This window comes from Bacillus sp. JK62 (assembly GCF_053663455.1).
In genome coordinates, this window is sequence record NZ_JBSJQA010000007.1 from 59,841 (window position 1) to 86,047 (window position 26,207).

Sequence of the window (26,207 nt, forward strand, 5' to 3'; positions counted from 1 at the left end):
GTTTATGATACATATAACCGCAATCACAACACATAATGAGATATTAGATAATATCCCCCTATCACGTACAGAACAACCGGACATCGCATGGTACTGGATTGATTTTTTCGGCGCTGAGATGCATGAAACCGAGCTGCTGCGGGATTATTTTCACTTTCATCCGCTTGCGATCGAGGATTGCTTTCAGCACATGCAGCGGCCGAAAATCGACCATTATGACGGCTACCGTTTTTATGTGCTCCACGCCTTGAACCCGGACACACTGGAAATGGAAGAGGTGGACATTTTTCAGTCCGACCGTTTCATCGTCAGCTTCCATTTGCACGAATCGCCCGGCGTCTCAAGGGTGAGAGAACGGTTTTTCGCTTCTCCGGGATTAGCCAAAAAAGGGCCGGGGCACATCACTTATATGATTATGGATCAGCTTGTCGATGAATATTTCCCCGTGCTGTACAAAATTGAAGACCGGCTGAATGAAATTGAAGACAGCAGAACCCATAAATCTTACGGCACATTAATGAATGAAGTGTTTGAATTGCGGACTGATCTTTTGAACCTGAGACGGACGATCATTCCGATGCGCGATTTAATGTACCGGATTTTGAGCCTTGACCATGTAAAAGAAAGCCGTGAAACGAAGGCGTATTTCAGCGATATTTATGACCACCTGTTAAAACTGGCCGAGCTGATCGAGTCAAACCGTGATATGACGTCAGATTTGCGGGACAGCTATGTGACGCTGAATTCAAACCGGATGAACGCCATTATGATGACATTAACCATCGTCTCGACCATTTTTATCCCGCTGACGTTCATCGCGGGGGTTTACGGCATGAATTTCGATAACATGCCTGAGCTTCATTGGAAATACGGGTATTTTATCGTTTTGGGCGTCATGGCCATTCTTGTGGCCGCCATGCTGTTTTGGTTCGCCCGCAAAGGCTGGTTTAATATTTTCAAGTAAGAACGGCTGCCGGCTGTTCTTTTTTTTGAGAAAACATGATATGTTGGAAAAAAACGTAAAGAGGTGTGCGCCGTTACCATCTTTTCTCACAAAATCATTTCTTCTGTCCTCCTGCTATTCAGTGTTATGTCCATTGCCCCGCTGTATAACGGCTGTACGGTGTCTGATTACATCTTTGAGTCGCTCGGCTTTTCTTCCTGGTCTGAAGACGGAGCCCATATCTCCGTCATTCCCGGGGTCGTGCTTTACCTTGCGGCGTTAATCTGGTGTGCCGCCGCGTTCAGGCGGACGCTTCCCGCGGCGGGGCTGTTTCTGATCTTTCTCAGTATGGGAGCCGCTTCCGCTATCAGTCCTGCCACCGAATATGCCGCTTTTTCCTTAAAACAGTTCGCGCCCGAAAAAGAGTCTGTCGAATATTTGAAGCACCGCAGCGAATGCAGCCATCTGATTGAGCGAAAAAGAGCGGGCATGAGCTGCACGCTTTATATCAATCATTATGGAAAAGGGGAACAAACCATTTCTGTCACGCCGGATTTATCAGAAAACATAAAGGACGTCACATTCAAATCAAAAACGTTCACTGTAAAACCCCGTTCAAAAACAATCATCAAAACGCGGTTTAGCGGATTTTATAAGGGGAAAGCCGCCTCAGACTCCGGATGGTCTTCAGAACCTGAACTGAAAGTGGCAATCCTGTACCCAGCAGAATAACCATTTCGCATGTATAATGGTGGAAAACTTTTCATTGGAGGGACTGTCAAATGAAGATCGCCATCGTCGGACTCGGCAATATGGGCCGCCCCATCGCCGAAAATATCATGAAAGCCGGATACAGCCTGACTGTATATAACCGGACGAAAGAAAAAGCGGCTGACCTGCTGGATAAAGGGGCCGAATATGCCGAAACGCCCCGCCAGGCAGCTGAACATGCGGACATCGTGCTGTCAATGCTGTCAGACGATGAAGCCGTAACAGGCGTGACGTTCGGAGCTTGCGGCATTATTGCCGGGTTATCTGAAAACGGCATTCATATTTCAATGAGCACGATCAGTGCGGCGTTGTCAGAACAGCTTTCCGCCGCACATTCGGGCAGAGGGCAGTCCTTTATTGCCGCTCCCGTCCTCGGCCGCCCCGATGCCGCCGAGAAGGCCGAGCTTCGCATCATCACAGCCGGACCGGCAGAAGCGAAGAAAAAGGCCGAACCGCTGCTTAACATCCTGAGTCAGCAAGTATTTGACACGGGTGAAGAAACAAAAACGGCCAATGCCGCGAAAATCAGCGTCAATTTCTTGCTCGTTTCTATGCTGGAGGCGTTATCTGAATCATTCTTAATGATGGAGAAGTTCGGTTTAGAACAAAAACAATTTCTAGAAATCGCCAATGCGCTCTTTGGCTCTCCCGTCTATCAAAATTACGGAACCATCATGGCCGAGCAGAAATTTGAGCCGGCCGGCTTCAAAATGTCTTTAGGGCTGAAAGATACCAATCTGGCGCTCGCCGCCGCAGAACAGGTTTCCGCAAAACTCCCTCTTGCCGAACTGGCCAAGAGCCAGTTTGAAAGCGGGATCGCACAAGGCTTCGGGGATCTGGATTGGGCCGCTTTGATTAAATGTATCAAATAACAAAACACCTCTCCATTACCAGGAGAGGTGTTTTTTACAGGCGCGGCAGCTTCATTTCTTTCTCAAACATCAGGTCATCAATGCTTTTAAACGTGTAGCCTTCTTTTTTCAAATCGGTAATGGCATCGTCCAGAGCTTCTGAATTGTCCTTTGAAACGGTGTGAAGAAGGTAGATCGCGCCGGGATGCGCCTGCTTTATCATGTGATCATAGGCGTATTGTTTCCCTTTTTGCTCGTTAACCTTCCAGTCGACAAATGCGACGGACCAGAAAACGGTTTGGTAGCCGAGGCGCTTCGTTTCTTTGAGGACATATTCGCTGAATACGCCGCGCGGCGGACGGAGATACAGGTTGTCCCGCTTTCCGGTAATGTTGTACACAGCTTCCGTGACGGAATCGAGTTCGTCTTGAATCTGATCGCCCGTTTTTGTCGTCAGATCAGGATGATGAAAAGAATGATTGCCGATGATATGGCCTTCCTTTGACATCCGTTTAATCAAATCAGGCTGCTCTTTCACAAAATGACCCGTGACAAAAAAAGTGCCCGTGACGTGATGTTTTTTTAACACATCAAGCACTTTCGGGGTGTACCCATTTTCATATCCGTTATCAAACGTTAAATAGATGGTCTTTTCTTTCGTATTGCCCAAATAAAAGGCATCATATTTTTTGACCAGATTGTCCAGCTGTCTGCCGGCATCCGGCGGCTGATGATTGACGCTGCGTTTAAATCCCCAGTTTATCCGTTCATTCGGCACGGCTTCTGCGCTGTTGATGCCTCCCGCAAGTAAAACGGCCATGCAGCAAATTGAACAAAACCATTTCATGACCAGCACTCCTTCTGCATTTTTCCTTATTTTGCAGTTGGCCCTGCCCTTTTATACAGCCGCATTATGGAAAAAGAAAAACCCCGGCATCCGCCGGGGGTTATTCCCAATCCTTTTTAAAGCGTTCGTATTTTGCTTCCAGATCATCAAGCATGCCGATGAGCCGGTCTATATCTTCAACGTCCGTTGATTCAGGGTCTAATGAATCAATGACATTCATAAACATATCGAGTCTGTTCTTTAAGTAATCGAGCTGCTGATCTTTGCTGTTTACTGCATTCCCCATACTTCCACTCCATTCATTTTTTATAATGGTAGCGTATTTTTTGGCGTTTTTCAATGGTTCCGCTACTTGCGATCTTGGCAGATCAGGTCTAAAATTAACAGTTGGCAGACGTTAGTATGCCCCATTTATAAAGGAGTTAGATAGTCATGACACAAAACACAACACTGCGTCCGATCACACCGGAGTACGATCCTTGGGAAGCGTACATGGATGTCGACCAGTATGGAGATATGAAATTGACGAACGTTGAATTCACAACGACGACTTTGTGCAATATGAGATGCGAGCACTGCGCCGTCGGGTACACGCTCCAGCCGAAAGACCCGAATGCGCTGCCGATCGACCTTTTATTAAAGCGGCTTGATGAAATTCCTCTGTTGCGCTCTATCAGCATTACGGGCGGCGAACCGATGCTTTCGCTGAAATCGGTAAAGGAATACGTCGTCCCGCTTTTGAAATATGCGCATGAACGCGGCGTGCGCACACAGATCAATTCAAACCTGACGCTTGATATCGGGCGCTACGAACGGATTATTCCTTATTTGGACGTTCTTCACATTTCCCACAACTGGGGAACGGTCGAGGACTTTGCCGATATCGGATTTGCGATGATGGAGAAGAAACCGACATTTGAACAGCGGGCGCGCTATTTTGACAAAATGATTGAAAACAGCCGCACGCTGGTCGAAGCAGGCGTAATGGTTTCAGCGGAAACGATGCTGAACAAACGCACGCTGCCGCATATTGAACATATTCACCGGCAGATTACGGAAGAAATGAAATGCCAGCGGCACGAAGTCCATCCGATGTATCCGAGTGATTTCGCCAGCGCGCTTGAATCACTCAGCCTGAAGGACATGAGACAGGCCATTCATCATCTGCTCGACATTCGCGATGAAGAGACATGGATGCTGTTCGGCACGCTCCCGTTTTACGCATGCAGCCCTGATGAAGAAGACCAGAAGCTCCTCCGCCGCCTGCGGGAAGCGAAAAACGTTACGGTGCGAAACGACCCTGACGGCCGCTCCCGCCTGAATGTCAACATTTTTGACGGAAATATCATTGTCACGGATTTCGGCGATACACCGCCGCTCGGCAATATTAAAACAGACAGCCTTCCCGATGCATATGACAAGTGGAGACAGACGAAGCTGAGCAAAGAGCTGAACTGCCGCTGCACAAACGTCCGGTGCCTCGGACCGAACGTCCTTGTCAAAAACAGTTATTATCAGGACACGGATTTTTCATTACGAAAAGCCAGAGGTTAACAGAAGATGGAAACGACAATTACGGATATTTTGAAAAGCAAAGTGGTTGAGATCATCATCGTCGCTCTCGTGCTTTACGCCGGTGTTTTTCTGATCAACCGCTTTGTCCAGGTGTTATTTAAACGCATAGATTTCTTGGAGGAACGGAAAGGGAAAACGATTGAAAGCCTCGTCCGATCCATCACCCAGTATACGGCGACGATCGGTTTTATCTTTTACGTCATTTCTTTATTCGTTCATGATTTCGGCCGAATCTTAGCCGGGGCGGGTGTTGCCGGTATCGTCATCGGTTTCGGCGCCCAGTCGTTAATCAAGGACATATTGGCCGGTGTCTTTTTGATATACGAACGCCAGCTTCATAAAGGCGATTACGTGACGATTAACAATCTGTTCAACGGCACAGTCGAAGAAATCGGGCTCCGTTCCCTTCAGATCCGTGAGTGGACCGGCAAGCTGCTTACCATTTCAAACGGTGAGGTCAGACAGCTTCAAAACTATAACATTGATTTTATGCGGATTACCGAGTCCGTCGTGATCAGTTATAAAGAAGATCCCGAGCGGGTATATGCCGTCTTAGAAAAAGCCTGCGACATGCTCAATGATGAGCTTCGCGATTCACTGAAGCGAGATGAATTTCTCAATGCGACGGAGCCGTTTCAAGTGCATGGAATCATGAGCCTGAACAAATTGACGAGAGGCATAGAATTTACCGTCAAAGGCATGGTTCAAGATAAAGAATACTTCTCGGCAAGCCTTGCGGTGAGACGCGTTCTTGCCCGGGAGCTGTACAACAACAATGTGCAATTGCTTGAGGAAATGTATCATACACAAAAAAGCTGATTCCCGAACCGGAATCAGCTTTTTTTAGTTATCTCGGCTGCGCTGTCATTTGAAAACCGAATGTGACGTGATCCTGAACCGGAATCCAAGCCCCGATTCCTTGCGAAGTCACATTTTTGACGACAAGTTTCCGCTTGCTGCCTTTCAGCACCAAATACACTTCACCGTATGTTACTTTTCCTTTTTCATTAACGGCCGGAGCGTAGGCGTGCAGGTAGCCGAGCCGCTGCGGAGAAATTTTGTAGGTTTGATCGCGTTTTGTGCCTGCGCCGATAACCGTTTCAAAAGCGAGCGGCAGTTTTGTTTTCTTCATCGCTTTTTGCATCATCATACTTTTTACGTCTTCTGCGTTCGGCACCTTCGCTGTGAGCCCGCCTTTGATTTTGTATTGCTGTTCTTGGGCGTATGAGATAACCGCGGTTTGCTGTCCGCCCCGGTTATCCGCTCTGTTTGTGTTAATTTTTTTATATTCCCAGTTGGCGACCGTTTCGTTCGATTGATAGCCGAGCGCCCATTTCCCGAGAAATATTGTCGCCCGATATCCGATGGCAAGCGGTGAACCGGAAACCGAGGATTCATTCAGCATCTTTATCAGATGCGGATTTTCGATATTGATCTCGGATGTATCTAACAATTCCTTTGCCAGTTTGCTCGGCTGAAGCATCGGCTGGTCCTGTGAAGCATTCGGATACGTATTTTCCTTTGAAATGCTTACGACAGAGTTGGGAACCTTAAACGGTTTCTTTGCACCGGCAGACGGCATTGCGAAAAAACTAAAGGATAACAGCAGAATCAATGTGGCATGAAACAGCTTTCTCATCATATCACTCTTTCTATAGCATTTTCCTTTAGTCTTTTCCTCCGCAATCGTTGTTATCCGCATTTTTTACAGGTTAAAGCAGGAAAAAACCGATCGCCATAATGACATAAGCGGCAAGGAGCGTAGCCCCTTCAAACCAGTTCGAATCACCGTCATTTGAAATCATCGTCATCAAAAGGACGGATGATATCATCGCCACAAGCTCGGGCAATGTGAATACAAGCGGCATATTGACCGGAAAAAAGATGGAACAGATCACAAGAACCGGGGCCACAAACATGGCGATCTGCAAAGTCGAACCTACCGCGATTTCAACGGCGACATCCATCTTGTCTTTGTACGCCATAATAATCGCCGACGCATGCTCTGCGGCATTTCCGACAATTGCGACGATAATCACCCCGATAAACAGCTCGCTCCAGCCGAACTGTTCAGCCACCGCATGAAACGTATGGACAAGGTTTTCAGATATGTAGGCGACAATAATAGTTGAAATAAATAAGACGGCTGTCGCTCTTTTCCCCGACCACTCTGGCTGCTCCTCTTCTTCCTTTGTCTCCGGCTGATTCGGCTGATAAACACCGCGGTGGGTGACGAGCTTGAAATAAAGAGCTGCCACGTACAAAAGGATCATGATAATGCTGATGCCGACACTCAAATCAAGCTTGTTTTTTTCCCCCATATCCATGGAAAACACTTCGGGAATGACAAAAGCTACGATAATGGCAAAAATCAGCAGGCCTGAATTATGCCGGGCATCATGAATATTGAATTCCTGCCGCTTGTATTTCAAACCGCCGATAAAAAACGACAGTCCCGCGACGAGCAAAAGATTGCCGAGCACCGAACCGGTCAGTGAAGCAAGAACGATGCCCGTCAGCCCTTCTTTTAGGGCAAAAAGCGATATAATCAGCTCTACCGCATTGCCGAACGTGGCATTCAGCAGACCGCCGATCCGCGGTCCCGCGATAATGGCAAGAGATTCAGTCGCTCTCCCCATATAACTTGCAAGCGCAATAATCGTCAAGCAATAAATAATAAACAAAACCGCTGACGGCCAGTGCATCAGGCCGCCGATGACTGAAAGCGGAACTCCCGCCGCAGCCGTAAAGAAAAAAATCCGATTCATATCTGCCTGGCTCCTTTTTTCGAATAAGTCTTTTTATATCCTTCTCAAAAACTCCCTCAATTACACTTCCTCGGCAGCCCGAATTGGCATTTTCAGGTTGCCGGACGCGGAAAATCCGTGTACGATCAAGAAAGATACTGAAGAAGGAGAAATACGCGATGTCACGACTGTACTTCTTTATTTTGGTTCTGCTTGTTTCCATCTCCGGATTTTCCCAAGGCATGCTGCTGCCGGTGATCTCCGTCATTTTTGAAACGAACGGAGAATCCGCAGCCATAAACGGACTTCACGCAACCGGCCTTTATATCGGCGTGCTTCTGGCGTCGCCGTTTATGGAGGCCCCGCTGCGCAAGCTCGGATTCAAACCTCTGATGGTCATGGGCGGATTTCTTGTTATCATCAGCTTATTCAGTTTTATTTGGCTTCAATCCATATGGTTGTGGTTTTTTCTTCGGCTGCTTATCGGAATCGGGGATCATATGCTGCATTTTTCAACCCAAACGTGGGTGACTTCCAAGTCAACGCCCCGAAACAGAGGAAGAAACATTTCGCTGTACGGACTGTCCTTCGGGCTTGGATTCGCTGTCGGCCCGTTCATGGTCCCTCTTGTGAAAACAAGTCCGTCCCTTCCGTTTATCGTATCCGGCTGTATCAGTCTTTGTGCCTGGCTGTTTGTGTTTGCCTTACGTAACGAGTACCCGGCGCAAGGTCCGGATGAAACATCCGGAGACAACAGCGCAAAACGGTTTTACCGCGCCCTTCTTTTCGGCTGGGTCGCTTTTCTCCCGGCTTTCGGGTACGGTTTTTTAGAAACGGCGCTGAACGGAAGCTTTCCCGTGTACGCCCTTCGTTTAGGTATATCCGTTGATGCCGTAGCGCTGATATTGCCCGCTTTTGCCATCGGAAGTATTGTATTCCAGTTCCCTCTCGGTTTATTAAGCGATCGATTCGGGAGAAAACGTGTTCTGCTCGTCATCTTATTAACGGGTGCCCTTTGCTTTTTGACAGCCGGACTGTTTCCGTCGCCTTCTGTCATCGGCTGCTGCTTTTTCACGGCGGGAATGGCGGTCGGCAGTATGTTTTCCCTCGGCATCAGCTATATGAGCGACCTGCTGCCGTCCCATCTGCTGCCGGCGGGCAACCTGCTCTGCGGCATTTCCTTCAGTCTCGGAAGCATGATCGGCCCGGTGGCGGGCGGCTGGTATATGCAGCGGTTTGAAAGCGCCAACTTGTTTTACTTTATTACGGTGATTCTGGTCTGTATTTGGCTTGCGCTCGTCTTCGGGAAAACAAAACACAGCCCCGCTTCCGAATCCCATTCTTTTCCGGTCTCATAAAAAAGCCGCCTGATCTGAGCCAGGCGGCTTCTTTCTAGTGGTATCCGTTCTGCCCGTTAGCGCTTCCGCTTGTTTTATTCTTCGGGCCGTTTTTTGAGTTTTGTTTATTATGGCTTCCGCCTTTTTTCGTATGCTTGGTCATAGCCGATTCCCTCCGTTTTTCAGCTTGAACGTCATCCGTTCCTCTATAGCTTGCTCCCGCGGTACGGATTTTCATCAGGAAGCTTTTTACGTTTATGTAAAAGCGCGTTGATTTCTCCTCCTAAAATCAGCAGGGTTCCCGTAAGGTAAAACCAGATCATAAGGACGATAATTCCCCCGATGCTCCCGTATGTGGCGCTGTAGTTGGCAAAGGTGCCGACGTAAAATGAGAACAGCATACTGACGATAATCCAGCCGGCTGCCGCGAATACGGCTCCCGGCAGCACAAAACGGAGGGAAAGCTTTTTATTCGGCGCGAAAATGTAAAGCGCGGTAAACACGATTAAAAGGATAAGCGGACTGATACCCCAGCGGACAACCGACCACACCTGCAAAAACAGGCCGGAGGCGCCGATAAAATCCGCGGCCAGCATTCCGATTTCTCTGCCGAACACCGGCAGAAGCAATGCGATTAAAATCGTAACCACCATCGCAATGGTTAAAAAAATTGAGGTCAGGCGAATGATGATAAATGAGCGGTTTTCCTCGACTTCGTAGGCATGGTTAAATGCTCTGACAATCGCGTTCATACCATTCGAAGCCGACCAGATGACGGCGATAATCCCGAATGACAAAAGTCCGCCGCTGCGCTTGTTCAGCGTTTGCTCCGTTATGGATTTCACCATGGACATGGCGCTGTCGGGCGCGTATTGATCGACCGCCCCGAGCACGTCTTCTGCCGATATGGGAAGATAGGCGGTGAGCGTCAGCATGAAAATCATTAACGGAAACAATGACAGCAGGAAAAAATACGCCAGCTCCGCCGATTTACTTTGTCCTTCATGCAGAGAAAACCTTGCAAACAGCTCCTTTATAAAACTCATGACATCCCACCTCAATGATCGTTTTTCGAAAAATGCTCCTTCGTTTCTTTTAACAGGTCAATGACCTGCGGTGTCGTCTGCTTCAGCTTGGTGATCTGCCCGTTTAAAAAACTCAGATCTTCCGATACGGTATTGGCGAAGATTTTCACTTGATCCATTTTTGCGGAAGCCTGCTGCTTCAGGGCTTCAGGATGTTTTCGGTAAAATGCCGCACGCCGCCTGCACGCGTCCATATTCCGGAAACATGCCTCTCTCGTCGGCTTATGTAATAAGGACAGTGCTCCGCCGGCGGCAGCGCCGATCAGAATCGCTTTTGCCATGATGCGTGTCTGCTTCATCGGTCAATCCCCCTTATAAATGATGGTCTTTCTTTATTATCTCCAGCAAATGACGGCACCCGGACTCGACCAAAGCGTACACCTCGCTGAAATTTCCGGTATAATACGGATCGGGCACGTCGGCAAGGTCCGACTCCGGTACATAATCAAGCAGCCTTGCAATACGCGGCGCCGCTTTTTTATAACCTGCCATGCTGCGCAGATGTCCGATATTTTCTGCATCCATCGCAATGACGTAATCAAAATCGGTCAGATCAGACTCACGGACCTGCCTCGCCGTGATGCCGCTTGCGCTGATCCCTTTCTTCTTCAGGATCTCCTTTGTCCCTTCATGCGGCGGATTTCCCGCATGCCAGGCGCCGATTCCCGCTGAATCAATGTTAATCTGCCCGTTCAGCCCGTTTTTCTTCACCATATCAGAAAATACCGCCTCTGCCATAGGCGACCGGCAAATATTTCCCAGACAGACAAACAGCACATGTATCATATCGATAACCTCCCTATTCTTTCCCCGCATTTTGAGGATCAAAAACCTTATCAACATCTTAGCAACTTTTCTGCGGCTGTGGAAATAAGCTTTTATTCTAAATGAATTCTGTTAGAATAAAGGGTACGAAAACGGTCATGAAAGGATGCATGAATTTGCCGAGCCAACAAACAGAAACGTTAAACAAAATGATTGAAGACATTTCGCAAAAGCTCAACATGCTCAATGTCGGCGTCATCAGAGCGGAAGATTTCAGTGATGAAAAAATAGAAGATCTTACATACCTTCATCAAATGGTCATGAAAAAAGCATCATTCAGCCCGAGTGAAATGCAGGCCATTGCCGAGGAGCTCGCTTCTCTCAGAAAATAAACCCATGTCAGACCTGCCGAAAAACGGCAGGTCTTTTCTTGATTTAAAAAAGTAAAAAATAAAAGTTCATCGGTTTGACACATATAAAAAGAAGGAGTATAGTAACTGTGAACTTGGTAGAACGATATACTAAATGAGCGGGCCGCTTATCTTTTTTGTTTAGTAGAACGATATACTCATTGTGATATCAGCGTTATTCAAGTTTGTCTATGCAATCGTTTTATCAAACCAGTTTTCAAAGAAAGGCAGTGGTTCAATAAAGGGGATTGGTGCTGTGCTTTTATCAATTAAAAAAATAATTTAATTCTTTATTAACCGCATTAGGGGATGTCATCATGAAAAACATATACACCAAAATGGCAGCGGGTCTTTATATTAACTATTTCCTGCTGGGCATGATCAATATTATTATTGCATCCAATATGGAGGCATTATCAAAACAGCTTCATACTTCCGCGGCAGGGGTCAGCTATTTGGTCTCCGCCATCGGGATCGGGAAGCTGATTTCGCTTCTGTTTGCCGGGAAGCTTTCGGATACATTCGGGAGACGGCCGTTTATCGTGTCGGGCGCCTTTCTGTATCTGATTTTCCTAATCGGAATTCCGCTTTCGACAAACTATACGGCCGCGTTTATCTTCGCCATTTTCGCCGGGATCGCCAATTCCTTTTTGGATTCCGGGACATATCCGGCGCTTATTGAAGGATTTCCGAAAAACGCAAGCTCTGCAACCGTGTTAATCAAAGCGTTTGTATCCATCGGCGCGACGGTGCTTCCGTTTTTTATCGCGTTTATTGCGGACAGGCATTTGTTTTACGGCTGGACGTTTTTCGTACCGGGCATTATTTTCTTCCTGAACGGCTTTTTCCTGTTGAAAGTTCCGTTTCCGAATCATAAGCAAAAAGAAGACGGCGGCCGGACGGAAGCCTCTCCGTCTGATGACGCGTTCACATCACAGCCGTCGATATGGCGCGAAGGCCTCGCAATCATTCTGTTAGGCTTTTCATCAACGGCGCTGTTTATGCTCGTTCAAGTATGGCTTCCTAAGTTCGGGCAATCCGTTTTGGGCATGCCTGAGGTGCAGGCCGTCAAATTGTTGAGCTATTACAGCATCGGGGCGCTTGTGTCCGTGTTATTGCTGGCTGTGCTGTTAAACAGAGTGATTCAGCCGATTACGGTAATGGTGCTGTACCCTGTAATCGCGGCAATCGCGCTGCTTGCTCTGATTTTTATTCAGCAGCCGGCCGTATCGGTCATCAGCTCCTTTGTCATCGGACTTTCAACTGCGGGCATTCTGCAATTGGCGATGACGGTTATGGCTGTTTTATTCCCTAAAAATAAAGGTACGATCACATCTTTTGTTAATATAGCATCAAGCTTATCTTTTATTGTCATTCCGCTTGTAACGGGAGCGATATCCAAAGCCGCCGGCCTGACGCCTGTTTTTCTGCTTGATATCGGAATTGCGGCCGTCAGCGCCCTCCTCGCATTGTTTATCGGAATCCGCTTTAAGCAAGTGATGAAAGCCTGACTATTTTTTAAGGGAGAGGATTTATCATGCATTCTATCACGATCAGAAACACGGTCATCGGCGAAGGGCTTCCGAAGATCATTGTGCCGCTGATGGCGGCCGGAGAGAAAGAACTGCTCAAAGAAATTGAAGCCGTCAACGGGCTTCGCCCGGATATCATTGAGTGGCGGGCGGATGTATACAAGCATGTTGACAGCCTGGACGCCGTAAAAGGCATGCTTGAAAAGCTGCGGAAAGCCGCAGGCGCAACACCGCTGCTTTTCACATTCAGAACCCATAAAGAAGGCGGAAATAAAGTTATTGATGACCGCTTTTACATTGAATTGCTTAAAACCGCCATCGAAACAAAACATATTGACCTTGCAGACGTTGAGCTGTTTACGGGAGAAGCGGAAGTCAAATCAATTGTGAAAACCGCTGAAGACAACGGCGTATATGTCGTCATGTCCAATCATGATTTTCATCAGACACCGAAAAAAGAAGAAATCATTTCCCGGCTGCGGAACATGCAGGCGTATGGCGCGCACATTCCGAAAATCGCGGTGATGCCGCAAAGCACGGAAGATGTTTTCGTCTTATTGGATGCCACTCACACGATGAAAACACAATACGCGGACCGGCCGATCATCACGATGTCAATGGCGGGAACAGGCCTGATCAGCCGCCTGGCCGGCGAAGTCTTCGGCTCGGCGTGCACGTTCGGAGCGGGCAAAGAAGCATCAGCGCCCGGGCAGATTCCCGTTGAGGAATTGCGCAGCGTACTCAGCATTTTAAATAAACATATGTAATCAGCGTTTTTTGCCCTCAAAGCGGGATGAAAAACAAATGAATGGACTAACGGAGGAATACATCATGAAGAAAGAATTAGGACGGATTAACGGAAAAACTCAGCTTATCGGATTATTCGCGACACCGATCGGACACTCTTTATCTCCGGCGATGCACAACCTGGCGTTTAAAAAATTAGGATTGAACTACGCTTACCTCGCGTTTGAAGTCGGCAATGAACAGCTGGAAGATGTGGTAACGGGAATGCGTGCCTTAAACGTCAGAGGCTTCAATGTCTCGATGCCGAATAAGATGAACATTCTCCCTTACCTCGATGAACTCGCGGATTCAGCGAAATTCACCGGCGCGGTAAATACAGTCGTTAATGAAAACGGCAGACTGATCGGACACTCCACTGACGGTATGGGATACGTCCGCAACTTAAAAGAACACGGCATCGATATCACAGGGAAAAAAATGACGCTGGTCGGTTCCGGCGGGGCCGCCACTCCGATAGCGATTCAATCCGCATTGGAAGGCCTCGGAGAAATCTCTATTTTCGCCCGCAATGACGCGTTTTTCGAAAAAGCGGAAGAAAATGTCCGCATCATCAATGAAGAAATGAAGGGATCTTCTTGTAAAGCGAAAGTCTTCCCGCTCGAAGATCAAGATGCGCTGCGTGCTGAAATCGCTTCAAGCGATATTTTCACAAACGGAACAGGTGTCGGCATGAAACCGCTTGAAGGCTTAAGCGTTATTGAAGATACATCCATGCTCCGTCCGGATTTGATTGTGACAGACGTCGTTTACAACCCCGTTACGTCGAAATTGCTTGAACAAGCTCAAGCGGCCGGCTGCAAAACCATTAACGGTCTCGGCATGATGCTTTGGCAGGGCGCCATGGCGTTTGAATATTGGACAGGCCGTGAAATGCCGGTTCAGTATATTAAAGAGCAAATGTTTGAATAACCTATTGTGACAGAAGCGCCGAAGGACAATCCGTCTTCCGGCGCTTTATCTTTTTCCCCCTCCTCTCTCTTTCTTCTCATGCGCCAAAACGCTTATAATGGATGTAACGAATAAAAACCAAGTGAGGAATGCGACGTATGAAACAGCAAAAAAAACGCCGGGTGACATTGCAGCAGGTCGCCGAACATGCCGGCGTCTCAACATCCACCGCTTCATTAATTGTCCGCAATAATCCCCGAATTTCCGAAGCGACCCGTGAGAAAGTGCTGCAATCCATGCGGGAGCTGGGGTACGTATATGATCGGGTCGCCGCGAATTTACGATCACAGACGTCTACAACGGTAGGATTGATTATCACTGACATTTCCAATACGTTTTTCTCAGAGTTTCTGATCGGCGTTCAGAATACGCTTGAGGAAGTCGGATTAACGGTGCTGTTAGGCACGACATTTGATTCCGTCGCCAAGCAGGAGCAGCTGATTTCGACCATGCTGGAGCACAGGGTCGGCGGATTGATTTTGTGTCCGGTTTCAGGTGCGGCTGAGGAAACCCTTTCCCGCCTTGAGCAGCTTGACATTCCGGTCGTGCTCGCCGTCAGGGAGATTGCCGATGCAGACTGTGATTTTGTCGGAGCCGATTATGAAGAAGGCACTTATAAGGCAGTGCGTCATTTCATTGAGAAAGGCCATCAGGAGATTGCGTTTCTGGGCGGCGTGAAGCACTCATCAACATGGACGAAGCGTATGAAAGGGTTTAAAAAAGCCCTCCGTGAAGCGGATCTGGAAGTGAAAAATGAATATGTCATTGACAGCGCGCCGACCCGCGAAGCAGGCTGTGAGGCCGTGACGGAGCTCCTCCGCCGGTCTGAGCACCCGACCGCGATTTTCTGCTTCAGTGATTTGGTCGCGTTCGGCGTCATGCAAGGGATCAGAAAAGCCGGGCTCGTTCCGGGCGAAGATATTGACATTGTCGGCTTTGATAACGTGCCGGAAGCTGAAATTTCTTATCCCCCGCTTACAACCGTTTCTTCCTTTCCGCGGCAGTCGGGAAAAGAAGCGGCTCAATTGCTGCATCATAAAATCACCAATACCCAGCACAAAAAACAACGCATTATTCTGGCGCCTGAGCTGGTCATCCGGGAATCTTCACAAAAAAAGCGGAACGCCTGATACGGCGCTCCGCTTTTATATTACGCAAGCAGTTTTAATGATTCGCGGTTGAATGCCGGAATGTCATCCGGTGTGCGGCTTGTGACCAGCTGGTTCTGGCAGACGACGACTTCTTCATCCACCACATTCGCGCCCGCGTTTTCCATATCGATTCGGATTGAAGTAAATCCTGTCGCTTTGCGCCCGTCCAATGCTTTCGCGTTGATGAGAAGCTGAGGGCCGTGGCAGATGGCGAACACCGGTTTTTTATCATCCATAAACGCTTTGGCAAATTGGACGAAACGGTCATCCGCACGCAGCATGTCAGGTGAGAATCCGCCCGGGATCAGCAATGCGTCAAAGTCTTTCGGATTCACATCATCGATGGACGCGTCCACTTTCACTTCCGCTTCCCCTTGTTTTCCTTTGACTGTTTTTCCTTTTTCCTGTTCAATTACGGTTAATTCATGACCCGCATCTTTAAAAGCTTTCGCAGGTTCAGTATACTCGACATCCTCAAAGTAATCCGTTAATACAACTGCAATTTTTTTACCCATAGTTACTACCTCCTGCTTGATGAAGTCTACATAAATCCATGTACCCCAGCCACACTAACATCAAACATAGGTAACGCGTTTACCGCCCGCCTGTTTTACATAGGTCATTATCCTCATTTTTTATCTTTTCACAAGAATCATCATGAAATCTATATAAACTTTCACAAAATATTCTTACAATGGTACTGCATGACAAAATTTGTTGAAAGGTGGAGAACAGGTGAGAATACAGAAAAGACGATGCAGCGTCAATATGACACTCCGTATTCTGCTGCCCCTAGTTATGATACTTAGTCTGATCCTCCCAACATCACCCATTAAAGCAGAAGAAAACAAATCCTCCAGTGTGAATCTCAGCATTTTAGCCACAACTGACGTTCACGCTAACATGATGGACTACGATTACTACAGCGACAAACCGACAACGGAATTCGGGCTGGCCCGAACGGCTCAGCTTATTGAGAAGCACAGGCGCGAAAACCCGAATACAGTGCTTGTCGATAACGGAGACCTGATTCAGGGGAATCCCCTCGGAGAATACGCCGTAAAATATGAGAAAAATGATATCATTTCAGGCGCAAAGACCCATCCGATCATTGAAGTGATGAACAGTCTGCATTATGACGCAGGAACACTCGGCAATCATGAATTTAATTACGGGCTTGAATTCCTGGACGGGACAATCAAAGGCGCTGATTATCCGATCGTTAATGCTAATGTGAAAACAGTAAGCGGCGAAAACCGTTATACGCCTTATGTCATAAAAGACAAAACCGTCACGGATGAAAACGGCGGCAAGCATCAGCTAAAAGTCGGCTACATCGGCTTTGTTCCTCCTCAGATCATGACGTGGGATAAGAAAAATCTCGAAGGCCGCGTTCAGGTCGAGGACATTGTGGAATCCGCAAAGAAAACCGTTCCGAAAATGAAAGCTGAAGGAGCCGATATCGTCATCGCCCTCGCCCACAGCGGCATCGAAAAAAAAGCGCAGTCTTCCGGAGCGGAAAACGCCGTTTTTGACCTGGCAACGAAAGTCAGCGGAATTGACGCGATCGTATCCGGCCATCAGCACGGGCTTTTCCCTGATGCCGAATACAAAGGCGCTGCTCAATTCGACGTCGATAAAGGCACGATTAACGGCATCCCCGTTGTTATGTCAAGCAGCTGGGGCAAATATGCGGGCGTCATCGACCTCCGGCTTGAAAAAACAGACAGCGCGTGGCATGTGGAAGATGCAAAAGGCAGCATCGAGCCGATTGCCGGCAATGTGAATTCGGAAAACGAAACCGTCGTCAATACCGTCAAAAAAGCGCACGAAGGCACTTTGAAATACATCAGAGAACCCGTCGGCCAGACAAAAGCCGATATCAACAGTTTCTTCGCCCAAGTCAAAGATGATCCGTCCATTCAAATCGTAACGGATGCGCAAAAATGGTACGCTGAAAATAAGATGAAGGATACGGAGTACAAAGATCTGCCTATCCTCTCGGCGGGCGCCCCGTTTAAAGCCGGCGGGCGGAACGGCTCAAACTACTATACAAACATTTCCGCGGGCGACCTCGCCATCAAAAACATCGGCGATTTGTACCTGTATGACAACACGGTTCAGATCGTCAAGCTGAACGGAAGCGAAGTGAAAGACTGGCTCGAAATGTCCGCGGGGCAATTTAATCAGATCGATCAGGCAAAAGGCGGCAGCCAAGCGCTTTTAAATGACGCCTACCGCTCATACAATTTTGATGTCATTGACGGTGTCACCTATCAGGTCGATGTCACAAAACCGGCGAAATACAACGAAAACGGAACAGTCATTCATCCCGATGCAAGCCGGATCGTCAACCTTTCTTATCAAGGAAAGCCCGTCAGCGCCAAGCAGGAATTTCTGATCGTCACAAATAATTACCGCGCTTCAGGCGGCGGAGGATTCCCTCACTTAAGCAATGATAAAATCGTATACTCTTCTGCCGATGAGAACAGGCAGGTCTTAATGGATTACATCATCCAGCAGAAAACGATTAATCCGCAGGCTGATCATAACTGGTCCATTCTTCCGGTCAAAGGGACAAACCTGACATTTGAATCTTCCTTGGCCGCAAAGCCGTTTGCCGACCGCGCAGATGACGTCGCCTATATCGGTGAATCACAAAACGCGGGCTACGGACAGTACAAGCTCCAATTCAAAGATGATGAACCGGGCACAGATCCGCCGAAAGATGACGCATGGAAACTCACCGTTATGCATACAAATGACACGCACGCCCACCTTGATAACGCGGCGAGGCGGATGACGAAAATTAAAGAAATCAGAAGCGAAACCGACCGCAGCATTTTGCTGGATGCGGGAGACGTTTTCTCAGGCGATCTCTATTTCACAAAGTGGCAGGGGCTGGCTGATTTAAAATTGATGAACAGCATGGGCTACGACGCAATGACCTTCGGAAATCATGAGTTTGATAAAGGTCCGGGTGCTCTCGCCAGCTTCCTGAGCGGTAACGGGAGCGCGTCTGACCCATCCGGGAAATACAATTTTCAAGCGCCTGACTTTCCGCTCGTCAGTTCAAATGTCGATGTGGCCAAAGAGTCAAAACTGAGACCATTCATGAAAAAAGCAGACACATTTACGGCAGGGAAAAAGAAAAAAGCAGGCATCTATCCATATATTCTGCTTGATGTAAACGGAGAAAAAGTCGCCGTATTCGGCTTGACGACAGAAGATACGTCCGTCACATCAAGCCCGGGAAAAAGCATTGTCTTTCATGATGCCTTCCAATCCGCACAAGATACGGTAAAAGAAATACAGAACAAGGAACATGTCAATAAAATTATCGCCCTGACCCATATCGGGCATCAGCGTGATCTCGATCTCGCCAAAAAGGTAAAAGGCATCGACTTAATCGTCGGCGGACATACGCATACGCTTGTAGATAAAATGGAAATTGTCAAAAACGAAGAGCCGACCATCGTCGCCCAGGCAAAAGAATACGGCGAATATTTAGGCCGTGTCGATGTCGCATTTGACAAAAACGGCGTCGTCCTGCCGGAACAATCCTCTCTTCAAGCGCTACCGGTGAATGAGCAGACGAAAGAAGACCCGGATCTGAAAAAAGAGCTTGATCCGTTTAAAAAAGAGCTCGTCTCAGTTAAAAATGAAAAAGTCGGTTCAACGAAGGTCGCACTTGACGGCCAGCGCGAGCATGTCCGCTCCAAAGAAACCAATCTCGGAAACTTCATCGCGGACGGCATGCTGCAAAAAGCGAAGGAAGCGGCCGGCGCCCAAATCGCGATCACAAACGGGGGCGGCATCCGCGCGGGCATTGATAAAGGAGACATCACACTCGGCGACGTGCTGAATGTAATGCCGTTCGGCAACACGCTTTACGTCGCGGATTTAACCGGAAAACAGATCAAACAAGCCCTGGAACAAGGATTAAGCGGAATTGAAGCTCAAGGCGGCGCCTTCCCTCAAGTTGCCGGTTTAACATACACGTTTACACTGAATAAAAAGCCGGGACACCGCGTTCTTCAAGCTGCGACCGTACAGGATGACGGCAGTGTAAAGCCGATTTCTGATAAGAAGACATACAGAGTCGCCACCAGTAACTTTGTCGGTGAAGGCGGAGACGGATATTCCGTCTTTAACGAAGCGTCCCATAAAGAAGACCTTGGCTTTGCCGACTATGAGGTCTTCGTTGAGCAGCTTGAAAAAGCGGGAAAAGCGGTGGAACCGAAAGTTGACGGCCGTGCGCAGGAAGTGTACCTGCCGACGAGACAAAAAAACGATTCGTGGACGCTTGAAGATGACAGCGCATTTGCCGTCTATGCCAAAAACGCCAACACGCCGATCGTGTATTACGATAAGAATGACGGCGCCAAAAAGCCGATTGATCTCAGCGTGACCAAAAAACAAATCGGCCTGTTAAAGGACAGAACATCGGATTCTTCCCTTACGATCCTGCATGACAAGTTCAACATGAAAATGCCGATGGCAAACGCTGCTTCAGCTGATACACGATTCGGTGTGACGCCGAAAGGAAAAGTTAGCGGGGCGCTTTCAAATGTATACGACTTTACAATGAAGCAGAAAAACAAAGACATCAAAACATTCAATGCGCCGGTAAAGCTCACCCTGCGCATTGAGAATATGAAAAAGGCGAAACAGCCCGGCATTTATCATGTAGACCGGAAAAAGAACGTCTATACAAAAACAGACAACGGTTCGGTTTCACACGATCTCGTCACGGGCTATACAAATCATTTCAGTGAATACACCATATTAAACGCAAACACGAAGAGCGCGCCGCCGACAAGCGGCGATCATGGCTCCGGAAAGCAGCCAAGCGGACAAAAACCGTCATCCGGCCCTGCGCAGGACGGAGTATCGCCGGGCGGCCTGCTTCCTGATACGGCCACAACGATGTATTCCATCCTTCTTGCCGGGTTACTCATCAGCGCGCTCGGAACGGCACTGTATCTGTACCAAAGAAGAAAAGCAAAAAAAGTGAACGAAGCATAAAAATACCGCTTTTATCGGGCGGTTCATCCCAAAAGCTCTCCTGATCTGATATCAGGAGAGCTTTTTCTGCCGGTCCCCCCTCTGAGTCGACAGCCGTATGGCCGAGTGATAAAATATGAACGTTATTCGCGAAAGACTGCATCCGCATCGTTTAACACTTCACGGCAGGGCCTCTCTTTCACACGGCGCCGCCTGTTTGGAGGACTTTTTTTGAAGATTACAGGAAACAAACGAAACCGCATGTCTTACAAGAAAAAGCTGTTTTACGTGATAACAGCGCTTTGTTTTATCAGCTCGCTCATTTTTGTCACTCACAACGCTTCTTTTTATGAGCGGCCGATTGCCAAAGTGACGAAAACAACATTGGAACATCAGTCTGACGTACAGGACATGCATAAAAACAAAGATAAGATTTTCACTCAGACGATCACAGCCAGACTTGAAAACGGAAGTCAGAAAGGACAGCTCATTCATTTGTCCAATCAGTATTCTTTATCCGGAGCGAATGATCAGAAATATTCGATTGGCGATGAAGTATTCGTTTCTATTGATAAAGGGAAACCATCAAACAAAGATATATCGGGAAGCATTATAGATAAAAAACGGGATAAACAGATTTTGCTGATCGCTTGGGTTTTCATCTTCACCTTGCTTATCGTCGGCAAAAAACAAGGCTTCTTTTCGATCGTCAGCCTGATGTTTAATGCCGTTTTACTGTCGTTTGCATTAGATTTGTACAGGAAGCATCCTAATATAGGGTTAATTTTCATCTGCGGTATCTGTATTCTCATCTTTACTGTCATCTCATTGCTGCTTGTCAGCGGTTTTCACGCGAAAACATACGCCGCCATAGCCGCGACGCTCGCAGGCACGTTCGTTTCCCTGCTGATTACGTATCTGGTAATGCTGGCAACCGGAGAGAAAGGTCTCAGATATGAGGAAATGCAGTATTTAACCCGCCCTTATCACACGGTGTTTATGGCCGGGGTATTTATCGGATCACTGGGAGCGGTCATGGATGTGGCCATTACCATGACGTCATCTGTCTTCGGATTATATGAAGAAAACAAGGGTATCTCATTACAAGCTCTCAGACGTTCCGGGATGGAGATCGGAAAAGACATCATGGGGGCGATGACCAACATTCTGTTTTTTGCTTATATAAGCGGCTCTATTCCGATGATGCTTTTGTATTTGAAAAATGATTCCCCGATAGGATTCACTCTTTCTATGAACATTTCCTTGGAAATAGCCAGAGCATTGGCCGGGGGGATCGGAATTGTATTAACCATACCCGCCAGTCTGTATGCTTCTGTCTTTTTTATTAAACGAAAGAAGGCAAGCTCATGAATGTCATCGTAATTCTCGCGGCGATTTTATTTCTATTAATGGTCATCATCGGCGGAAAAAAAGGAGCGAGGTCTTTTATTGCGTTATTCTTAAATTTCGGTGTTCTCTTTCTCACCATTATTTTCATGACAGACCCGCATATCAATCCGATTGTTTTAACATTGCTCTCTTCCGCCGTGATTTGCAGCATTACTCTTTTTTATATTAATGGAGGAAACGTCAAAACCGTAACCGCCTTTATTTCTGCAATGCTGACCATTGCATTGCTGCTGTTTTTTATTATGGCCGTAACAAAACATACTTCGATTCAGGGATTCGGTGAAGAAGAATTGGGGGATATCGGCATATTCACACTGTTTGTCGGGGTGGATTTTGTAAAGGTTACCGCAGCTATGATCATCATGGGCACGATTGGGGCGATTACCGATGTCGCGATTTCCATTACTTCACCCATGCGGGAAATTTACAGTCATAATCCGTCCATGAGCAGAAAAGAACTGTACACATTCGGATTAAGCATCGGGAGAGATATTTTAGGAACGAATACGAATACGTTATTCTTTGCTTTTTTCGGCAGCTATTTGGCTTTAATTATCTGGTTTAAAGACTTATCATACTCAGCTGAAAAAATAGTGAACTCAAAAGTATTCAGTGCGGAAGCCGTCACCATTCTTTGCGCCGGAATCGGGATCGGCATCATCATTCCCGTTACGTCCTGGATCACCGCCTGTTTTTTAGCAAAACCAAATAAACAGTAAAAGCTGCCGGGACACGCCCGGCAGCTTTTTTTATCTTATACCCACTTTACAACGTCTTTTGAGGCAGATCTTGTTTTCGGGCGCGGTTCTCTGACACGGTAGCCGAATGCGGCCATGACAGAGATGTCGAAACTTCCGTTTTCCAGAAGCCCTTCTTCTTCAAGAATCCGGTGGATTTCTTTATAGTTGAAGCCTTCAACAGGACAGGAATCGATGCCGATCTGCGCAGCGGCTGTCATCATATTGCCGAGGGCGATGTAAGTCTGTTTGGATGCCCAGTCAAACAGCGCGCGATCTGATTCAAGCAGATTGAAATCATTTTTCTGGAATTCTTCGGTTTTGCTGATATAGCCTTCATACATATCTTCCGGCATTTTTTTGACTTCCCGCAAGTGATTTTTGACATAATCGGCGTCAAAACGGATATCCTTTGCCGTCCGGGCAAGCAGAAGTACGAAATGGCTTGCGGTCGGCAGCTGCTTTTGCGCCCCCCATGTGAACTCGCGGAGTTTTTCACGAAGCTCCGGATTTTGAACGACGACAAATTTCCAAGGCTCCAAACCGAGTGAGCTTGGGGATAATCTTCCCGTTTCTAAAATGAATTCAAAATCGCTTTCTGAAATTTTTTTCTCAGGATCAAATTCCTTTGTGGCGTGTCTGAATTGATACGCTTCGATGATCTGCTGTTTTTTATCTGACATTCATGATCTCTCCTTTTCATCTCGTTATGTACTATTGTAGCCATTATTTTTGAAAGTACCAGTACGCACATTTTTGTTGGATAGTATTCATTTTGATACTGACAAAAAAACGGGCTGCCGCGGCAGTCCGTTTTTATTTTTCTCTTCTCGCAAAGTCGACGAAACGGAATTTATCGAGCCTGTGCCGGCTTTCCGTATATTGGAAGAGGCTGGTATCCTCCAAAAAGACGCGGTTTTTCACGACCGCCATATGGCTGAACCCGCCGAGATCTAAATACTTCCCGTCTTCCTCCCCCGCCGGCTCCACGACAATTTCCTTTTGCGCGTAGCTGATGGACAGGCCGAGCTCTCCTTCGAGATACTCATAGATCGAATCTTCGCAAATCGCCTTCGTCAATTGAGGCACATGTTTTTTCACAAAGTAATCCTTGTCTAAAATAATATGGTCTCCGTCAATCCGTCTTGATCTGACGACTTCCCACACCTTTTCATCCGCTTCTGTACCAAGCTCTTTTGCGGCTTCTGAGGGAGGCAGGATCAGCCCGAGACGGTGAACCTCCGTTCTCGTCTCTTTTCCGAGCGTTTCCGAAAGCTCTTTGAAACTGATCAGGCCTGAGACTGGAAAACGCATTTTTTCTCTGTCTAATATGACGGAGCCTTTGCCTTTGATTTTCTGGATGTAGCCGTTTTGCGCCAGCATATTGAGCGCTTTACGGACGGTTTCTCGTGATGTGCCGTATTGATCGCACAAATCATTTTCAGACGGAAGAACGTCTTCAGCCTTCCGCTGGCCGCTTTCAATCTGCCGCACCATATCTTTATAAATTGTGATATATTTATTCACTTTCATTCATGACCACCCAGATTAGTGTATCACGCTTTTGTCAGATGATAAACGATCGATTCATACGGACGGAGCGTCAATCGTTCCGGCCGCCCTTCCCTCGGTTCATCATTCGTCAGCAGCACCGTAAACCGCCAGCCGTCCGTGTCTTTAAGCGTTACCGTAAAGTCCGCTTCTTTCCCGTAGAAGTTGTTGATGCACAGAAGTTTTTCATCCTTGCCGTGTCTGACGTACGCCAGAACCGCCGGATCATCTTCAGCAAGCAGCTCAAACGTTCCTTCAGTCACGATGTCATATTCCTTTCTGAGCTTGATGAGCTTCTGATAATGGTAGAAAATTGAATCCGGGTCCCGCAAAGCCGCTTCCGCGTTAATGTCCCGATAATCATCCGCCGCCGGAATCCAAGGCGTTCCCGTCGTGAAGCCGCCGTGCGGTCCGCTGTTCCATTGAACGGGGGTTCTTGCATTGTCTCTTGATTTCTCTTTTAAAATGGCGATAATGTCTTTTTCTGACACGCCTTCTTCCTTCATCTTTTTGTAAATGTTCAGTGATTCGACATCGCGGTATGAGCCGATGTCATCGAACTTCGGATTGCCCATGCCGATCTCCTCACCTTGATAAATGTAGGGCGTGCCCTGCATCATATGAATGGCCGCCGCCAGCATTTTGGCTGATTTCGTCCGGTATTCGCCGTCGTCTCCGTATCTGGATACAGCCCGCGGCTGGTCATGATTGCACCAGAATAATGCATTCCAGCCTCCGCCTTTTTGCATCTCCGTCTGCCAAAACGCTAAAATCCGTTTCAGCTTCAGAAAATCAAACGGAGCGAGCGCCCATTTTTCACCATTCGGATAATCCACTTTTAAATGATGAAAGTTAAAGGTCATATCGAGTTCTTTATTTTCAGGGTTTGTGTACCGGATGCAGTGGTCAGCCGTTGTCGAGGACATTTCACCGACCGTCATGCTGTCATATTTCGAAAACACTTCCCGGTTCATCTCATGAAGAAATTCGTGCACGCGCGGCCCGTCCGTATAATAAGGGCGTCCGTCACGGCCATCCTCGGCATCAGGAAACGATTGGTCTTTAGAAATGAGGTTGATCACATCCAGCCGGAAACCGTCGATCCCTTTTCGGAACCAAAAATGCATCATGTCGTAAACCTGTTTTCTCATCTCTTCATTTTCCCAGTTCAAATCGGCCTGCGACACATCGAATAAATGCAGATAGTGCTGGCCTGACGCCGGGTCGAGCTCCCAAGCGGAACCGCCGAATTTTGATTCCCAGTTGTTCGGCGCCCGGCCGTCTTCCTTTCCGTCTTTCCAAATGTAAAAATCCCGATACGGACTGTCGGGTGACGAGACCGCTTCTTTGAACCATTGATGCTCGACTGATGTATGGTTTACGACAAGATCCATGACGACCTTGATTCCTCTTTTGTGCGCTTCATCAAGAAGGCGTTCAAAATCCTCCATCGTTCCGTATGCTTCATAAATGGTGCAGTAATCGCGAATGTCATAACCGTTGTCATTCTGCGGCGAATCGTAAATCGGCGTAAGCCAAATGACATCAATCAAAAGCTTCTGCAAATAATCAAGCTTCTCGATAATACCGTTCAGATCACCGATCCCGTTTCCCGTCGTATCATTAAAGCTCTTCGGATAAATTTGATATACCGCTGCCTTTTTCCACCATGGTGTGCTGTCTGTTTTCATTTTTCTTCACCGCCTGTATTGTTTTGAATGGAAAGGGAAAAG

Annotated in this window: 25 protein-coding genes; 14 read left to right on the forward strand and 11 right to left on the reverse strand. The window is 47.5% G+C overall.

All coding sequences use genetic code 11. The annotated features are described in order from the left end of the window. Window positions 1–4 precede the first annotated feature (4 nt). The 3 genes from corA to ACWJJ4_RS17130 all read left to right on the forward strand — a co-directional run bounded on the left by corA (window position 5) and on the right by ACWJJ4_RS17130 (window position 2,586). Window positions 5–964 (forward strand): magnesium/cobalt transporter CorA, encoded by a 960-nt coding sequence (gene corA / locus ACWJJ4_RS17120; RefSeq protein WP_454021827.1) that lies wholly within the window; start codon window positions 5–7, stop codon window positions 962–964. 63 nt (window positions 965–1,027) lie between these two features. Further along, a complete protein-coding gene (locus ACWJJ4_RS17125) occupies window positions 1,028–1,675 on the forward strand; it encodes a hypothetical protein (protein WP_172614537.1) in 648 nt (215 codons plus the stop codon). A gap of 50 nt (window positions 1,676–1,725) precedes the next feature. Then, the gene (locus ACWJJ4_RS17130) at window positions 1,726–2,586 is read left to right on the forward strand and encodes an NAD(P)-dependent oxidoreductase (protein ID WP_172614536.1); all 861 of its coding nucleotides are present in this window, start codon (window positions 1,726–1,728) and stop codon (window positions 2,584–2,586) included. 34 nt (window positions 2,587–2,620) lie between these two features. On the opposite strand, the gene pdaA is transcribed toward ACWJJ4_RS17130, so the two are convergent. Then, window positions 2,621–3,412 carry a delta-lactam-biosynthetic de-N-acetylase gene (pdaA, locus tag ACWJJ4_RS17135; protein ID WP_003155556.1) on the reverse strand — a complete coding sequence of 264 codons (792 nt, stop codon included), beginning with the start codon at window positions 3,410–3,412 and terminating at the stop codon, window positions 2,621–2,623. 100 nt (window positions 3,413–3,512) lie between these two features. Further along, window positions 3,513–3,698: an SE1561 family protein gene (locus tag ACWJJ4_RS17140; protein WP_003155558.1), complete on the reverse strand. Its 186-nt coding sequence runs from the start codon at window positions 3,696–3,698 to the stop codon at window positions 3,513–3,515. Between the two features lie 146 nt (window positions 3,699–3,844). Here ACWJJ4_RS17140 and yfkAB point away from each other — a divergent pair, with 146 nt between their 5' ends. Together yfkAB and ACWJJ4_RS17150 are read left to right on the forward strand one after the other, a co-directional pair. Next, a complete protein-coding gene (yfkAB, locus tag ACWJJ4_RS17145; protein WP_033574988.1) occupies window positions 3,845–4,966 on the forward strand; it encodes a radical SAM/CxCxxxxC motif protein YfkAB in 1,122 nt (373 codons plus the stop codon). A gap of 6 nt (window positions 4,967–4,972) precedes the next feature. After that, window positions 4,973–5,806, forward strand: a complete 834-nt coding sequence (locus tag ACWJJ4_RS17150) for a mechanosensitive ion channel family protein (protein WP_015388541.1) — start codon at window positions 4,973–4,975, stop codon at window positions 5,804–5,806. A gap of 28 nt (window positions 5,807–5,834) precedes the next feature. Here ACWJJ4_RS17150 and ACWJJ4_RS17155 read toward each other — a convergent pair whose 3' ends face one another. After that, on the reverse strand, window positions 5,835–6,629 hold the full coding sequence (locus ACWJJ4_RS17155; RefSeq protein WP_088005349.1) for a YfkD famly protein: 795 nt from the start codon (window positions 6,627–6,629) through the stop codon (window positions 5,835–5,837). 70 nt (window positions 6,630–6,699) lie between these two features. Further along, complete coding sequence (cax, locus tag ACWJJ4_RS17160; RefSeq protein WP_454021828.1) at window positions 6,700–7,755, reverse strand: calcium/proton exchanger; 1,056 nt, start codon at window positions 7,753–7,755, stop codon at window positions 6,700–6,702. Window positions 7,756–7,913: 158 nt separating this feature from the next. On the opposite strand from cax, the gene ACWJJ4_RS17165 reads away from it, so the two are divergent. Continuing rightward, the gene (locus ACWJJ4_RS17165; protein ID WP_003155565.1) at window positions 7,914–9,092 is read left to right on the forward strand and encodes an MFS transporter; all 1,179 of its coding nucleotides are present in this window, start codon (window positions 7,914–7,916) and stop codon (window positions 9,090–9,092) included. Between the two features lie 185 nt (window positions 9,093–9,277). Here the strand turns inward: ACWJJ4_RS17165 and ACWJJ4_RS17170 are convergent, their stop codons facing one another. From ACWJJ4_RS17170 to ACWJJ4_RS17180, 3 genes are read right to left on the reverse strand one after another with little or no spacing between them, the layout of a single operon-like run. Further along, window positions 9,278–10,117, reverse strand: a complete 840-nt coding sequence (locus ACWJJ4_RS17170) for a YihY family inner membrane protein (protein ID WP_033574984.1) — start codon at window positions 10,115–10,117, stop codon at window positions 9,278–9,280. A gap of 11 nt (window positions 10,118–10,128) precedes the next feature. Further along, window positions 10,129–10,455 (reverse strand): hypothetical protein, encoded by a 327-nt coding sequence (locus ACWJJ4_RS17175; RefSeq protein ID WP_021493870.1) that lies wholly within the window; start codon window positions 10,453–10,455, stop codon window positions 10,129–10,131. Window positions 10,456–10,468: 13 nt separating this feature from the next. Beyond that, window positions 10,469–10,942, reverse strand: coding sequence for a low molecular weight protein-tyrosine-phosphatase (locus tag ACWJJ4_RS17180; protein WP_003155569.1), 474 nt, complete (start codon window positions 10,940–10,942; stop codon window positions 10,469–10,471). Window positions 10,943–11,097: 155 nt separating this feature from the next. On the opposite strand from ACWJJ4_RS17180, the gene ACWJJ4_RS17185 reads away from it, so the two are divergent. The 5 genes from ACWJJ4_RS17185 (at window position 11,098) to ACWJJ4_RS17205 (ending at window position 15,748) form a co-directional block, all read left to right on the forward strand. Further along, window positions 11,098–11,313: a DUF1128 domain-containing protein gene (locus ACWJJ4_RS17185; protein WP_003155571.1), complete on the forward strand. Its 216-nt coding sequence runs from the start codon at window positions 11,098–11,100 to the stop codon at window positions 11,311–11,313. Between the two features lie 335 nt (window positions 11,314–11,648). Further along, the gene (locus ACWJJ4_RS17190) at window positions 11,649–12,842 is read left to right on the forward strand and encodes an MFS transporter (protein WP_014304620.1); all 1,194 of its coding nucleotides are present in this window, start codon (window positions 11,649–11,651) and stop codon (window positions 12,840–12,842) included. 26 nt (window positions 12,843–12,868) lie between these two features. Next, window positions 12,869–13,630, forward strand: a complete 762-nt coding sequence (aroD, locus tag ACWJJ4_RS17195) for a type I 3-dehydroquinate dehydratase (RefSeq protein WP_172614533.1) — start codon at window positions 12,869–12,871, stop codon at window positions 13,628–13,630. A 64-nt stretch (window positions 13,631–13,694) separates the two neighbouring features. After that, a complete protein-coding gene (locus ACWJJ4_RS17200) occupies window positions 13,695–14,579 on the forward strand; it encodes a shikimate dehydrogenase (protein ID WP_024085012.1) in 885 nt (294 codons plus the stop codon). Between the two features lie 137 nt (window positions 14,580–14,716). Then, on the forward strand, window positions 14,717–15,748 hold the full coding sequence (locus ACWJJ4_RS17205; RefSeq protein ID WP_454021829.1) for a LacI family DNA-binding transcriptional regulator: 1,032 nt from the start codon (window positions 14,717–14,719) through the stop codon (window positions 15,746–15,748). A gap of 20 nt (window positions 15,749–15,768) precedes the next feature. On the opposite strand, the gene ACWJJ4_RS17210 is transcribed toward ACWJJ4_RS17205, so the two are convergent. Continuing rightward, the gene (locus ACWJJ4_RS17210; protein ID WP_003155578.1) at window positions 15,769–16,284 is read right to left on the reverse strand and encodes a type 1 glutamine amidotransferase domain-containing protein; all 516 of its coding nucleotides are present in this window, start codon (window positions 16,282–16,284) and stop codon (window positions 15,769–15,771) included. Between the two features lie 220 nt (window positions 16,285–16,504). Here ACWJJ4_RS17210 and ACWJJ4_RS17215 point away from each other — a divergent pair, with 220 nt between their 5' ends. The 3 genes from ACWJJ4_RS17215 to ACWJJ4_RS17225 all read left to right on the forward strand — a co-directional run bounded on the left by ACWJJ4_RS17215 (window position 16,505) and on the right by ACWJJ4_RS17225 (window position 22,905). Further along, window positions 16,505–20,797, forward strand: a complete 4,293-nt coding sequence (locus ACWJJ4_RS17215; protein WP_176283194.1) for a multifunctional 2',3'-cyclic-nucleotide 2'-phosphodiesterase/3'-nucleotidase/5'-nucleotidase — start codon at window positions 16,505–16,507, stop codon at window positions 20,795–20,797. A 210-nt stretch (window positions 20,798–21,007) separates the two neighbouring features. Then, window positions 21,008–22,147: a YibE/F family protein gene (locus ACWJJ4_RS17220; RefSeq protein ID WP_176283193.1), complete on the forward strand. Its 1,140-nt coding sequence runs from the start codon at window positions 21,008–21,010 to the stop codon at window positions 22,145–22,147. Beyond that, the gene (locus ACWJJ4_RS17225; protein ID WP_076851432.1) at window positions 22,144–22,905 is read left to right on the forward strand and encodes a YibE/F family protein; all 762 of its coding nucleotides are present in this window, start codon (window positions 22,144–22,146) and stop codon (window positions 22,903–22,905) included. The genes ACWJJ4_RS17220 and ACWJJ4_RS17225 overlap by 4 nt, the downstream gene beginning before the upstream one ends. 35 nt (window positions 22,906–22,940) lie before the next feature. On the opposite strand, the gene ACWJJ4_RS17230 is transcribed toward ACWJJ4_RS17225, so the two are convergent. The 3 genes from ACWJJ4_RS17230 to treC all read right to left on the reverse strand — a co-directional run bounded on the left by ACWJJ4_RS17230 (window position 22,941) and on the right by treC (window position 26,165). After that, window positions 22,941–23,606, reverse strand: a complete 666-nt coding sequence (locus tag ACWJJ4_RS17230) for an NAD(P)H-dependent oxidoreductase (protein WP_031378881.1) — start codon at window positions 23,604–23,606, stop codon at window positions 22,941–22,943. Window positions 23,607–23,739: 133 nt separating this feature from the next. Then, entirely contained in the window at window positions 23,740–24,456 is a 717-nt protein-coding gene (gene treR, locus ACWJJ4_RS17235) for a trehalose operon repressor (RefSeq protein WP_201488818.1), read from the reverse strand. Between the two features lie 23 nt (window positions 24,457–24,479). Beyond that, window positions 24,480–26,165 (reverse strand): alpha,alpha-phosphotrehalase, encoded by a 1,686-nt coding sequence (treC, locus tag ACWJJ4_RS17240; protein ID WP_353575412.1) that lies wholly within the window; start codon window positions 26,163–26,165, stop codon window positions 24,480–24,482. Between the last annotated feature and the right edge of the window lie 42 nt (window positions 26,166–26,207).

Excerpts from the sequence above, each read along its gene's own strand:
- ACWJJ4_RS17150 (WP_015388541.1), top strand. The coding sequence starts at position 4,973 with ATGGAAACGACAATTACGGATATTTTGAAAAGCAAAGTGGTTGAGATC.
- ACWJJ4_RS17190 (WP_014304620.1), top strand. The coding sequence starts at position 11,649 with ATGAAAAACATATACACCAAAATGGCAGCGGGTCTTTATATTAACTAT.
- treC (WP_353575412.1), bottom strand. The coding sequence starts at position 26,165 with ATGAAAACAGACAGCACACCATGGTGGAAAAAGGCAGCGGTATATCAA.
- pdaA (WP_003155556.1), bottom strand. The coding sequence starts at position 3,412 with ATGAAATGGTTTTGTTCAATTTGCTGCATGGCCGTTTTACTTGCGGGA.
- ACWJJ4_RS17165 (WP_003155565.1), top strand. The coding sequence starts at position 7,914 with ATGTCACGACTGTACTTCTTTATTTTGGTTCTGCTTGTTTCCATCTCC.
- corA (WP_454021827.1), top strand. The coding sequence starts at position 5 with ATGATACATATAACCGCAATCACAACACATAATGAGATATTAGATAAT.
- aroD (WP_172614533.1), top strand. The coding sequence starts at position 12,869 with ATGCATTCTATCACGATCAGAAACACGGTCATCGGCGAAGGGCTTCCG.
- ACWJJ4_RS17170 (WP_033574984.1), bottom strand. The coding sequence starts at position 10,117 with ATGAGTTTTATAAAGGAGCTGTTTGCAAGGTTTTCTCTGCATGAAGGA.
- ACWJJ4_RS17140 (WP_003155558.1), bottom strand. The coding sequence starts at position 3,698 with ATGGGGAATGCAGTAAACAGCAAAGATCAGCAGCTCGATTACTTAAAG.
- ACWJJ4_RS17180 (WP_003155569.1), bottom strand. The coding sequence starts at position 10,942 with ATGATACATGTGCTGTTTGTCTGTCTGGGAAATATTTGCCGGTCGCCT.
- cax (WP_454021828.1), bottom strand. The coding sequence starts at position 7,755 with ATGAATCGGATTTTTTTCTTTACGGCTGCGGCGGGAGTTCCGCTTTCA.
- treR (WP_201488818.1), bottom strand. The coding sequence starts at position 24,456 with ATGAAAGTGAATAAATATATCACAATTTATAAAGATATGGTGCGGCAG.
- ACWJJ4_RS17175 (WP_021493870.1), bottom strand. The coding sequence starts at position 10,455 with ATGAAGCAGACACGCATCATGGCAAAAGCGATTCTGATCGGCGCTGCC.
- ACWJJ4_RS17155 (WP_088005349.1), bottom strand. The coding sequence starts at position 6,629 with ATGATGAGAAAGCTGTTTCATGCCACATTGATTCTGCTGTTATCCTTT.
- yfkAB (WP_033574988.1), top strand. The coding sequence starts at position 3,845 with ATGACACAAAACACAACACTGCGTCCGATCACACCGGAGTACGATCCT.
- ACWJJ4_RS17130 (WP_172614536.1), top strand. The coding sequence starts at position 1,726 with ATGAAGATCGCCATCGTCGGACTCGGCAATATGGGCCGCCCCATCGCC.
- ACWJJ4_RS17200 (WP_024085012.1), top strand. The coding sequence starts at position 13,695 with ATGAAGAAAGAATTAGGACGGATTAACGGAAAAACTCAGCTTATCGGA.
- ACWJJ4_RS17210 (WP_003155578.1), bottom strand. The coding sequence starts at position 16,284 with ATGGGTAAAAAAATTGCAGTTGTATTAACGGATTACTTTGAGGATGTC.
- ACWJJ4_RS17225 (WP_076851432.1), top strand. The coding sequence starts at position 22,144 with ATGAATGTCATCGTAATTCTCGCGGCGATTTTATTTCTATTAATGGTC.
- ACWJJ4_RS17230 (WP_031378881.1), bottom strand. The coding sequence starts at position 23,606 with ATGTCAGATAAAAAACAGCAGATCATCGAAGCGTATCAATTCAGACAC.
- ACWJJ4_RS17205 (WP_454021829.1), top strand. The coding sequence starts at position 14,717 with ATGAAACAGCAAAAAAAACGCCGGGTGACATTGCAGCAGGTCGCCGAA.